Origin of the sequence: Streptomyces sp. NPDC020996, from assembly GCF_040641355.1 — a bacterium.
Taxonomy (GTDB): Bacteria; Actinomycetota; Actinomycetes; order Streptomycetales; family Streptomycetaceae; genus Streptomyces.
Genome location: NZ_JBFADM010000088.1, coordinates 16,921 through 27,830 on the forward strand (window position 1 = coordinate 16,921; position 10,910 = coordinate 27,830).

The window sequence follows — 10,910 nt, forward strand, 5'->3', positions numbered from 1 at the left end:
CCGACGATCACGTCCGGGAGTGCCACGGGCGCGTCATCCGCACACGGACCAGAGTCTGGATCTTGGCGTGATCTCGACGTCGGACGGCGCGGGGTGCCGGCGGCGGTCAGGCGGACAGGGCGGTCACCAGCACCGGCGTGACCTGCTCCACCTGCCAGGGCCGCGCGCCGTGCCCGGTGAGCGCGGCCGCCACCGACTCCGCGTCCACGACCTGCGGCGGCTCCCAGCACACGCGCCGCACCGTGTCCGGCGTGATCAGGTTCTCCTGCGGCATGTTCAGCCGCTCCGCCAGCGCCGACACCGCGGCCCGCGCCGCCGACAGCCGCGCCGCGGCGGCCGGGTCCTTGTCGGCCCAGGCCCGCGGCGGCGGGGGTCCCGTCACCGGCTGGCCCGGCTGCGGCAGCTGCGCGTCGGGGAGTTCCCTGGCGCGGTCCACCGCCGCCTGCCACTGCTCCAGCTGGCGTCGTCCCATGCGGTGGCCGAACCCGTTCAGCGCGGCCAGCGCGTGCACGTTGGCCGGTATTGCGAGAGCCGCCTCGACGATCGCGGCGTCGCCCAGCACCTTGCTCGGGGAGACGTCCCGCCGCCGGGCGATCCGGTCCCGGGTCTGCCACAGCTCGCGCACCACGGCGAGCTGCCGGCGCCGGCGCACCTTGTGCATCCCGGAGGTGCGGCGCCAGGGGTCCTTGCGCGGCTCGGCGGGCGGCGCGGCCGCGATGGCGTCGAACTCCTGCAGGGCCCACTCCAGCTTGCCCTGCCGCTCCAGCTCCTTCTCCAGCGCGTCGCGCAGGTCCACCAGGAGCTCGACGTCCAGCGCCGCGTACCGGAGCCACGGCTCGGGCAGCGGGCGGGTGGACCAGTCGACGGCGGAGTGCCCCTTCTCCAGGACGAATCCGAGGACGCCCTCGACCATGGCGCCCAGTCCGACCCGCGGGAACCCGGCGAGGCGCCCCGCGAGTTCGGTGTCGAACAGCCGGGCCGGCACCATGCCTATCTCGCGCAGGCACGGGAGGTCCTGGGAGGCCGCGTGCAGCACCCACTCCGCGTCGGCCAGCGCCTCGCCGAGACCGGAGAGGTCGGGGCAGGCCACGGGGTCCACCAGCGCGCTCCCCGCGCCCTCGCGGCGCAGCTGGACGAGGTAGGCCCGCTGGCCGTACCGGTAGCCGGAGGCGCGCTCGGCGTCGACGGCCACGGGCCCGGTGCCGGCGGCGAAGGCGGCGATCACCTCGGCCAGCGCGTCCTCGTCGGCGGTGACGGGCGGAATGCCCTCGCGCGGCTCCAGCAGAGGAATCGGCGCCCCTTCGTCAGTAGATCCGCCGTCGTCCGGAGGGGCGCCTCCGGTGGTTCGCAGTGAGATGTCTGCTGCGGTCTCTTGGGCGTCGGTCACCTGTCAAGGGTATCTGTGTGTGGACAGCGCCCGCCGACGTAACGTTCCGTCGACGGGCGCCTGGGGGTCGTAAACCGGTCAGCAAGGTGAAACGTCCGGTTCACGACGTGGATGGGCGGGCGGACGGGGCTCGGGGGCCGGTCCGGTTCACGCCGGTGAACGATCGGGGGCGGTGTCCGGGGTCGGACTCCGCTGCCTGCGGACGGTCGGGGGCGGTGGACGGTGCGGGCGGTCGGGGGGTCAGTGGATGATGCCGGTGCGCAGGGCCACGGCGACCATGCCGGCGCGGTCGCCGGTGCCGAGCTTGCGCGCGATGCGGGCGAGGTGGCTCTTGACGGTCAGCGCGGACAGGCCCATGGAGACGCCGATCGCCTTGTTCGACTGGCCCTCCGCCACCAGCCGCAGCACCTCGACCTCACGGCCGGACAGTTCCCGGTAGCCGCCCGGGTGGCTCGGGGCGCCCGGGTGACGGCGGTGCAGACGGGCGGCGGCCGCGCCGATCGGAGCGGCGCCCGGCCGGGTGGGGAGCCCGACGTTGGTACGGGTGCCGGTGACGACGTAGCCCTTCACACCGCCCGCGAGGGCGTTGCGCACGGCGCCGATGTCGTCGGCGGCGGAGAGGGCGAGTCCGTTGGGCCAGCCTGCGGCACGGGTCTCCGACAGGAGGGTGAGGCCCGAGCCGTCGGGCAGGTGGACGTCGGCGACACAGATGTCGCGGGGGTTGCCGATGCGGGGACGAGCCTCCGCGACGGACGAGGCCTCGATGACGTCGCGCACACCGAGCGCCCACAGGTGGCGGGTGACGGTGGAGCGGACGCGCGGGTCGGCCACGACCACCATGGCGGTCGGCTTGTTCGGGCGGTAGGCGACCAGGCTTGCGGGCTGCTCGAGGAGAACGGACACCAGGCCTCCTGGGGGGTGGGACGGCTTTGTAGGTCAAAGTCGTCTTCGGCAGCAAACCTCCGGGCCTTTAGAAAAAGATCACGATTTAGTGAGTAACAATCTGCGCAATTCGGACAGGCTGTCGATCGTTCGGTGAACGAATCGGTTCGTTCGAGGGGTCACCTATGACTGAAAGTGGCCGTATCGACAAAGAGATGGGCAAAAGGGTGGTCAGCGGGGAGGCTGCCGTGGTCAGCGGGGAGGCCGCCGTGGTCAGCGGGGCGACTGCGGTCCGCGCCGCTGCGGCAGCGTCACCACCGACGCGTCGCCCGGCCCGGCCGGCGGCAGCCCCGCGACCTGGGCGAGCAGATCGCACCAGGCGGCCAGGTGACCGGCCGTGTCCGGGACGCCTCCCAGGCCCTCGCGCGGTGTCCAGGAGGCGCGGATCTCGATCTGCGAGGCGGCGGGACGCTCCGCCAGCCCGCCGAAGTAGTGGGAACTCGCCCGTGTGACCGTGCCGCTGGGCTCGCCGCACGCCAGGCCGCGCGCCTGCAGCGCGCCGGTCAGCCACGACCAGCACACCTCGGGCAGCAGCGGGTCGGCGGCCATCTCCGGCTCCAGCTCCGCGCGCACCAGCGTCACCAGCCGGAAGGCGCCCCGCCAGGCGTCGTGCCCCTCCGGTTCGTGCAGCAGCACCAGCCGGCCGTCGGCCAGGTCCTGGTCGCCGTCGACGACCGTGGCCTCCAGCGCGTACGCGAACGGCGCCAGCCGCTGCGGCGCGCGGGTCGGCTCCACCTCGATCTGGGGCCGCAGCCGGCTGCCGCGCAGCGCCTCGACCGCGGCCCGGAAGGCCGGCGGAGCCGTGGTGCTCGCATGCCGGTCCGCATCCCCGGTGCCCTTCGCGTCGTCCATGTCGCCAGCGCCGTCCGACAGTCGTTCCTGAGCCGCAGCCATGCGGGAAGGTTAAAGGGAACCGGGGCTCCGCGGGCCTAGACACCCCGGGCCCGCGACGCCGGACCGGCCGCGCGGCGCCCGGCCTTGGCGACGGGCGTCGGCCCGCGTCGTGCGAGACTTTCCCCCGTGAGTGCCAACGACACCCCCGCGGCCCGCCCGCAGCCGACAGCCACGTACGACTCCGCCTTCCTCAGGGCCTGCCGGCGCGAGCCCGTGCCGCACACGCCGGTGTGGTTCATGCGGCAGGCCGGGCGCTCCCTGCCGGAGTACCGCAAGGTCCGCCAGGGCATCGGGATGCTCGATTCCTGCATGCGGCCCGACCTGGTCACCGAGATCACGCTGCAGCCGGTGCGCCGGCACGGCGTGGACGCGGCGATCTACTTCAGCGACATCGTCGTGCCGCTGAAGGCCATCGGCCTCGACCTCGACATCAAGCCCGGCGTCGGCCCGGTCGTCGAGCAGCCGGTCCGCACCCGCGCCGACCTCGCGCGGCTGCCCGACCTGACCCCCGAGGACGTCTCCTACGTCACCGAGGCGATCGGCCTGCTGACCCGCGAACTCGGCCCGACCCCGCTCATCGGATTCGCCGGCGCCCCCTTCACCCTCGCGAGCTACCTCGTCGAGGGCGGCCCGTCGCGCACGTACGAGAACGCCAAGGCGATGATGTACGGCGACCCGGAGCTGTGGGCCGACCTGCTCGACCGCCTCGCGGACATCACGGCCGCCTTCCTGAAGGTGCAGATCGAGGCGGGCGCCTCCGCGGTCCAGCTGTTCGACTCCTGGGCCGGCGCGCTCGCCCCCGCCGACTACCGCCGCTCGGTGATGCCCGCCTCCGCCAAGGTCTTCGACGCCGTCGCCGGGTACGGCGTCCCGCGCATCCACTTCGGCGTCGGCACCGGCGAGCTGCTGAAGCTGATGGGCGAGGCCGGCGCGGACGTCGTCGGCGTCGACTGGCGCGTCCCCCTCGACGAGGCCGCCCGGCGGGTCGGCCCCGGCAAGGCGCTCCAGGGCAACCTCGACCCGACGGTGCTGTTCGCCACCACGGAGGCCGTCGAGGCGAAGACCCGCGAGGTGCTCGACGCCGCGGCGGGCCTGGAGGGCCACGTGTTCAACCTCGGCCACGGCGTCATGCCGTCCACCGACCCGGACGCGCTCACCCGGCTCGTGGAATACGTCCACACGCACACCGCGCGCTGACCTACCAGGTCTGCCGGGGCCGCGCCTGCCTGCCGAACAGCAGGCCGGGCGGTTCCGGCGGCGGGGGAGTGCCCGGTTTCAGCGGCCAGGCGAGCAGCATGCCGACGACGAAGCCGACCACGTGCGCCGCGTACGCCACGGTGCCGGCGGCGGAGACGCCCCCGCCGGAGGAGTACACCGCCTGCAGCGCGAACCAGAAGCCCAGCACCAGCCAGGCCGGCAGCCTGAGCGGCAGGAAGACCAGGAACGGCACGAGCACCCACACCCTGGCTCTCGGATACAGCACGAGGTAGGCGCCCAGCACACCCGCGATGGCCCCCGACGCGCCGATCAGCGGGTCGGCGGAGTCGGCGTTGAACAGCGCGAAGCCGTACGACGCCGCGTAGCCGCACACCAGGTAGAACAGCGTGAACCGGACGTGCCCCATGCGGTCCTCGACGTTGTTGCCGAAGATCATCAGAAACAGCATGTTGCCCAGCAGGTGCAGCCAGCTGCCGTGCAGGAACATCGCGGTGAACACGGACACCGGCGGGGACTTGTCGTAGTCCGGCGGGGCCACCACGCAGCCCGCGCCGTGCGCGCCCACCGCGACGTCGCCGGTCGGCACCAGCCCCGGCATCTGATGGTGGATCAACTCCCGCGGCACCGCCGCGTAGTGGTCGAGGAACGCCTGCAGGTGGCACAGCTGCGACAGGCTGCTGTCGCCCGCCACGGAACCGGCCAGGCCGGGCGTGTACAGGAAGACCAGGACGTTCGCGGCGACCAGCGTGTACGTCACCCACGGGGTACGCCGCACCGGGTTCACGTCATGAACGGGGATGACCACAACGGACTACTGCCCGGGATCGGCCCCGCGAACCCGTGAACGGCAACACGCGCGCGTGCGTATGTCTCCTCAACCGCCCGCGGCGCGGGGAAGGCGGGTCGCGGGGACGACGTGAGGAAACAGGCGATGAACGACCGAGTTACTCCTGCGGTGCACGCACTGCCCGACGGTGAGGCGGAGCTCGCCCTCGTGGTCCGTCTGCCCTGGGAGGACGTGGCCAGGCTGGGCCAGGAGGCCGGACGGCTGGCCTCGCAGATGCAGCGGCCGGTGACGCTGGACGAGGCGGTGAGCCACCGGCTGCGGTCCGCGCGGCCGGCCGCGGCGCACGCGAAGCCCGCCGGGGAACAGCCGGCCGCCGCCATGCCCGCGAGTGCGTCCGTGTCGTCGCTGCCCTCGCGGGCGCCGGCCGAGCACGCGCGGCAGGCGATCGAGCGGATCAACGGGTCGGCCTGAGCGTCCCCGCGGGACGCGCCCGTGTGGGCGCGTCCCGCGCGCTCGTCACATCGTGCCCCGCTCCACCCCGTCTCCCGCTCCACCCCGTCTCCCGTTCCACCCCGTGCCCCGCCACTCCGGCCCTCGCTACACCGTGCCCCGCCGCACCGCCGCCGTCGCCTTGCGGGCCGCCACCAGTACCGGGTCCCACACGGGGCTGAACGGCGGGGCGTAGCCGAGGTCCAGGGCCGTCATCTGCTCCACCGTCATGCCCGCGGTCAGGGCCACGGCCGCGATGTCGACCCGTTTGGCCGCGCCCTCCCGGCCGACGATCTGCACGCCGAGCAGGCGGCCCGTGCGCCGCTCGGCGAGCATCTTCACCGTCATGGGAGAGGCGCCGGGGTAGTAGCCCGCCCGGCTGGTCGACTCGACGGTGACCGTCTCGAACTGCAGGCCGGCCCGGCGGGCGTCCTTCTCGCGCAGTCCGGTGCGCGCGATCTCCAGGTCGCACACCTTGCTCACCGCCGTGCCGACCACGCCCGGGAAGGTGGCGTAGCCGCCGCCGACGTTGGTGCCGATGACCTGGCCGTGCTTGTTGGCGTGGGTGCCCAGCGCGATGTGGCGTTCCTGGCCGGAGACCAGGTCCAGGACCTCGACGCAGTCCCCGCCGGCCCAGACGTTCCGCTGCCCGCGCACCCGCATCGCGAGGTCGGTGAGCAGGCCGCGGTGGGCGCCCAGGGGCAGCCCGGCGGCCTCGGCGAGCGCGGTCTCGGGGCGCACGCCGATGCCGAGGACGACCACGTCCGCCGGGAACTCGGCGTCCTCGGTCGCCACCGCCCGCACCCGCCCGTCCTCGCCCGTGAGCACCTTGGTGACCTCGGCGTCGTCGACCATGGTGATGCCCAGGCCCTCCATGGCCGTGTGCACCAGGCGGCCCATGTCGGGGTCCAGCGTGGACATCGGCTCGCTGCCCCGGTTGACGACCGTCACCCGGTAGCCGCGGTTGATCATCGCCTCGGCCATCTCGACGCCGATGTAGCCCGCCCCGACCACCACGGCGCGCCGCCCGCGCGTGCGTGCCAGCGTGTCCAGCAGGGCCTGCCCGTCGTCGAGCGTCTGCACGCCGTGCACGCCGGGGGCGTCGATGCCCGGCAGGTCCGGGCGGACCGGCCGCGCCCCGGTGGCGATCACGAGCTTGTCGTACGACGTCCAGGACTCGGCCCCGGAGTCGACGTCACGCGCGCGTACCCGCCCCCGGGCGACGTCGATCTCCGTGACCTCGGTCCGCATGCGCAGGTCGATGTCCCGCGCGCGGTGCTCCTCGGGCGTGCGCGCGATCAGCCGGTCCCGGTCGGGCACGTCGCCGCCCACCCAGTACGGGATGCCGCACGCCGAGAAGGAGGTGAAGTGACCCCGCTCGAACGCCACGATCTCCAGTTCGCCGGGGCCCTTCAGCCGGCGGGCCTGCGACGCCGCGGACATCCCCGCGGCGTCGCCGCCGATCACGACCAGTCGCTCCCTCGCACCGCTCATCGTCATGCGAACACGCTACGGCCCCCCGGCATTTCAGTGCCGCTCGCCACCCTCCTCCTGCACCGGCCGGGCCGCCGGCAGGTGGCCCGAGGCACTCGGCACCGGCGCGCTGGGCATCGGGGCGTTGGGCATCGGCGCGCTGGGCACCGGGGCGTTGGGCATCGGCGCGCCCGGCACGGGCGCGGCGGTCGTCCGCCGCCGCAGCCGGGGGCGCACCAGCCGCCGCCAGACGAGCACGAGCAGGGCCGCCACCACCGCGAACGGCAGCACCGCCCCGAACGCCACCGCCAGCCAGCGCAGCATCGTCACGAACGCGTCCCAGCCGCCCGCGAGGGCGTCCACGAAGCCCGGGTCGCCGTCGTCCTCCGCGGCCTTCTTCACCGGCGTCTCGGACAGCGACAGGGTGATGGTGGCCAGGCTCGTGCGGTCCTTCAGGGACGCCTGCTGCGCCAGCAGCGCCTCCAGGTCGGCCTCGCGGCCGCTCAGCTCGCCCTCCAGCGCGACGACGTCGCTCAGCTTGGTGGCCTGGTCCATCAGTTCGCGGACCCGGGCGACGCTGGCCCGCTGCGACTTGATGCGGCTCTCCACGTCGACGACCTGGTCGGTGACGTCCTCGGCCTTCGCGGTGCGGTCCAGGAGCTTGCCGGCGCCCTGCAGATCGGTGAGGACGCCGTCGTACTTCTCCACCGGCACCCGCAGCACCACGCGCGTGTGCTCATGGCCCTCCGCGTCGCGGGTGGTGTTCTCCTCGCCGACGTAGCCGCCCGCGTTCTCGGTGGTGGTGCGGGCCTGGTCGAGTGCCTTCGGCACGTCCTTGACCTGAACGGTCAGCGAGGCGGTGCGGATGATGCTGCTCGCCGTCAGGCGGGGCGTGCCGGACGCTCCGCGGCCGCTCGTGGCGCCGCCGGAGGCGCCCGGCTTGGCGTCGCTCTGCGCGCCGCTCTGTGCACCGCCCTGCGCATCGCTCTGCTGGGCGGCCTTCTCGCCGGCGCCGCCGCCCGCGTCGCTGCTGCTGCTGTCGTTCGCGCTGCACCCCGTCAGCGCTAGGGCCGCGGCCAGCAGGATCCCGGCCAGGGCCGGAACGGGTCGTACGGAACGCTGTACGCGCATGTGGGCATCCCCCCGTGGGTCTGTGACGAATTACGTCTCTACGACGCGGCAGGCGGCCCGGACGTTTGGCGCGGGTGGTTCCGATGAGGTCACGGTCACGACTCGACAGGGCCACAAGGCCCTGGCGTGAGGGCCGGTGGCGTCTGAGAGGGTGGAGCCCATGAGCGGATCACGCACGGGCACCGGGCAGGTCGTCGTCATCGGAGCGGGCATCGCGGGACTGGCCGCGGCGCACCGATTGCTGGAGCGCGGGGCGCGCGTGACGGTCCTGGAGGCGTCGGAGCGGACCGGCGGCAAGCTGCTCGCCGGTGAGATCGCGGGCGTCCGCGTCGACCTCGGCGCCGAATCGATGCTGGCCCGCCGGCCCGAGGCGGTCGCCCTCGCCCGCGAGGTGGGCCTCGCCGACCGTCTCCAGCCGCCCGCCACCGCGGCCGCCTCCATCTGGACCCGCGGCGCCCTCCGCCCCATGCCCAAGGGGCATGTGATGGGCGTCCCCGGCACCGCCGCGGCCCTGTCCGGTCTGCTCTCCGACGAGGGGGTCGCCCGTATCGAGCGCGACGCCGACCTGCCCCGCACCGAGATCGGCGACGACGTGGCGGTTGGGGAGTACGTGGCGGCCCGGGTCGGCCGCGAGGTCGTCGACCGCCTCGTCGAGCCCCTCCTCGGCGGCGTGTACGCCGGCGACGCCTACCGCATCTCGATGCGCTCGGCGGTCCCGCAGCTCTACCGGGCCGCCCTGACGCACACCTCGCTGACCGAGGCGGTCCGCGAGATCCAGGCCAGGGCCGCCGCCGACCCGCAGACCGGCCCGGTGTTCCTGGGCATCGCCGGCGGCGTCGGCACGCTGCCCGAGGCGGTCGCCGAGTCGGTCACCGCGCGCGGCGGCGAGATCCTCACCGGGCAGCCGGCGACCGGGCTGCGCCGGGAGGCCGGCGGCGGCTGGCGGGTGACCACGGGCGACCGGGTCCTGCACGCCGACGCCGTGGTCGTCGCCGTGCCCGCGCCCGCCGCCGCGGACCTGCTGGCGGCCGAGTCGCCCGCGGCCGCCGCCGAGCTGCGCACCGTCGAGTACGCCTCCATGGCCCTGGTCACCCTCGCCTACCGCCGCGCCGACGTCTCCCTCCCGGCCGGCAGCGGCTTCCTCGTGCCGCCCGTCGACGGCCACACCATCAAGGCGTCCACGTTCGCCTCCCAGAAGTGGAGCTGGCTGGCCGAGGCGGCCCCGGACGTGGTGGTGCTGCGCACCTCCGTCGGACGCCACCGCGAAACGGAGATCCTCCAGCACGAGGACGCCCACCTCGTCGACGTCTCCCGGCGCGACCTGGAGGCGGCCACCGGCCTCGACGCCACACCGCTGCAGACCCGGGTCACCCGCTGGACCGACGGCCTGCCCCAGTACCCGGTCGGCCACCACGCGCGCGTGGCCCGCATCCGCGAGCACGTCGCCAAGCTGCCCGGCCTCGTCGTCTGCGGCGCGCAGTACGACGGCGTCGGCATCCCGGCCTGCATCGCGAGCGCCCACGCGGCCGTGGACCAGCTCGACGGAGACCTCGGCGGTGTGCAGCGGCTCACCGCCGACCCGGTGCAGAGTCTGCACGGAGGAGCAGGAGAATAAGGCACATGAGTGACGACGCCCCCACCACCGAGTCCGGCAGGATCCCGAACAAGGGCAAGCTGGCCAAGGACCTCAACGAGGTCATCCGCTACACGCTCTGGTCGGTCTTCAAACTGAAGGACGTCCTGCCCGAGGACCGCGCGGGCTACGCCGACGAGGTCCAGGAGCTGTTCGACCAGCTCGCCGCGAAGGACGTGACGATCCGCGGCACGTACGACCTGTCGGGGCTGCGCGCCGACGCCGACGTCATGATCTGGTGGCACGCGGAGACCAGCGACGCGCTGCAGGAGGCGTACAACCTCTTCCGCCGCACGAAGCTGGGCCGCGCCCTGGAGCCGGTGTGGTCGAACATGGCGCTGCACCGCCCCGCCGAGTTCAACCGCTCGCACATCCCGGCGTTCCTCGCCGACGAGACGCCGCGCAACTACGTCAGCGTCTACCCGTTCGTGCGCTCCTACGACTGGTACCTGCTGCCCGACGAGGACCGCCGCCGCATGCTCGCCGACCACGGCAAGATGGCCCGCGGCTTCCCGGACGTGCGCGCCAACACGGTCGCCTCCTTCTCGCTCGGCGACTACGAGTGGATCCTCGCCTTCGAGGCCGACGAGCTGCACCGCATCGTCGACCTCATGCGCCACCTGCGCGGCTCGGAGGCCCGGATGCACGTCCGCGAGGAGATCCCGTTCTTCACCGGCCGCCGCAAGTCCGTGGCCGACCTGGTCGCCGGGCTGGCCTGACCGGCCTGGTCGGCCTGAACGGCCTGAGTCCGTCGCCGGTGCCGGTGTGCACCGGCCGGGGGCGCGGGCGGCGCGCCGCCGTCAGCGCGCGCCGCTCGCCCCCGGCGCCGCCCCCCGCGCCGCCCCCCGCCCCCGGGGCGCGGGCGGGGGCGGGGGGGGGGTGGGGGCCCGCGGCCGCGCCCGCCCCCCCGTGGGCGCCCGCCCCCCGGGGGGGGCGCCCGCCGGGAGAACCTCGCC

10 protein-coding genes are annotated in these 10,910 nt (G+C 74.2%); 4 read left to right on the forward strand and 6 right to left on the reverse strand.

Going from position 1 to position 10,910, the window contains the following annotated elements; all coding sequences use genetic code 11:
• Window positions 1-106: 106 nt before the first annotated feature.
• The 3 genes from AB0G63_RS36055 to AB0G63_RS36065 all read right to left on the reverse strand — a co-directional run bounded on the left by AB0G63_RS36055 (window position 107) and on the right by AB0G63_RS36065 (window position 3,181).
• The gene (locus AB0G63_RS36055) at window positions 107-1,387 is read right to left on the reverse strand and encodes a ribonuclease D (RefSeq protein WP_360759145.1); all 1,281 of its coding nucleotides are present in this window, start codon (window positions 1,385-1,387) and stop codon (window positions 107-109) included.
• 240 nt (window positions 1,388-1,627) lie between these two features.
• Entirely contained in the window at window positions 1,628-2,290 is a 663-nt protein-coding gene (locus tag AB0G63_RS36060; RefSeq protein ID WP_324786662.1) for a response regulator transcription factor, read from the reverse strand.
• A gap of 252 nt (window positions 2,291-2,542) precedes the next feature.
• Window positions 2,543-3,181: a DUF3000 domain-containing protein gene (locus tag AB0G63_RS36065; protein ID WP_360759161.1), complete on the reverse strand. Its 639-nt coding sequence runs from the start codon at window positions 3,179-3,181 to the stop codon at window positions 2,543-2,545.
• A 168-nt stretch (window positions 3,182-3,349) separates the two neighbouring features.
• On the opposite strand from AB0G63_RS36065, the gene hemE reads away from it, so the two are divergent.
• A complete protein-coding gene (gene hemE, locus AB0G63_RS36070) occupies window positions 3,350-4,420 on the forward strand; it encodes a uroporphyrinogen decarboxylase (protein WP_360759147.1) in 1,071 nt (356 codons plus the stop codon).
• A gap of 1 nt (window position 4,421) precedes the next feature.
• Here hemE and AB0G63_RS36075 read toward each other — a convergent pair whose 3' ends face one another.
• Window positions 4,422-5,246, reverse strand: a complete 825-nt coding sequence (locus tag AB0G63_RS36075) for a rhomboid family intramembrane serine protease (protein ID WP_360759149.1) — start codon at window positions 5,244-5,246, stop codon at window positions 4,422-4,424.
• 126 nt (window positions 5,247-5,372) lie between these two features.
• On the opposite strand from AB0G63_RS36075, the gene AB0G63_RS36080 reads away from it, so the two are divergent.
• Window positions 5,373-5,699 (forward strand): hypothetical protein, encoded by a 327-nt coding sequence (locus AB0G63_RS36080; protein WP_360759151.1) that lies wholly within the window; start codon window positions 5,373-5,375, stop codon window positions 5,697-5,699.
• 126 nt (window positions 5,700-5,825) lie between these two features.
• On the opposite strand, the gene AB0G63_RS36085 is transcribed toward AB0G63_RS36080, so the two are convergent.
• On the reverse strand, window positions 5,826-7,217 hold the full coding sequence (locus AB0G63_RS36085) for an FAD-dependent oxidoreductase (RefSeq protein WP_360759153.1): 1,392 nt from the start codon (window positions 7,215-7,217) through the stop codon (window positions 5,826-5,828).
• Between the two features lie 27 nt (window positions 7,218-7,244).
• Complete coding sequence (locus AB0G63_RS36090; RefSeq protein WP_360759155.1) at window positions 7,245-8,321, reverse strand: DUF4349 domain-containing protein; 1,077 nt, start codon at window positions 8,319-8,321, stop codon at window positions 7,245-7,247.
• Between the two features lie 160 nt (window positions 8,322-8,481).
• On the opposite strand from AB0G63_RS36090, the gene hemG reads away from it, so the two are divergent.
• Window positions 8,482-9,936 carry a protoporphyrinogen oxidase gene (gene hemG, locus AB0G63_RS36095; protein ID WP_360759157.1) on the forward strand — a complete coding sequence of 485 codons (1,455 nt, stop codon included), beginning with the start codon at window positions 8,482-8,484 and terminating at the stop codon, window positions 9,934-9,936.
• Between the two features lie 5 nt (window positions 9,937-9,941).
• A complete protein-coding gene (gene hemQ, locus AB0G63_RS36100; protein WP_360759159.1) occupies window positions 9,942-10,673 on the forward strand; it encodes a hydrogen peroxide-dependent heme synthase in 732 nt (243 codons plus the stop codon).
• Window positions 10,674-10,910 lie beyond the last annotated feature (237 nt).

Bases quoted from the DNA above. Each gene is read 5' to 3' on its own strand.
- hemQ (WP_360759159.1), top strand. From the start codon at position 9,942: ATGAGTGACGACGCCCCCACCACCGAGTCCGGCAGGATCCCGAACAAG.
- AB0G63_RS36090 (WP_360759155.1), bottom strand. From the start codon at position 8,321: ATGCGCGTACAGCGTTCCGTACGACCCGTTCCGGCCCTGGCCGGGATC.
- AB0G63_RS36065 (WP_360759161.1), bottom strand. From the start codon at position 3,181: ATGGACGACGCGAAGGGCACCGGGGATGCGGACCGGCATGCGAGCACC.
- AB0G63_RS36080 (WP_360759151.1), top strand. From the start codon at position 5,373: ATGAACGACCGAGTTACTCCTGCGGTGCACGCACTGCCCGACGGTGAG.
- AB0G63_RS36085 (WP_360759153.1), bottom strand. From the start codon at position 7,217: ATGACGATGAGCGGTGCGAGGGAGCGACTGGTCGTGATCGGCGGCGAC.
- hemG (WP_360759157.1), top strand. From the start codon at position 8,482: ATGAGCGGATCACGCACGGGCACCGGGCAGGTCGTCGTCATCGGAGCG.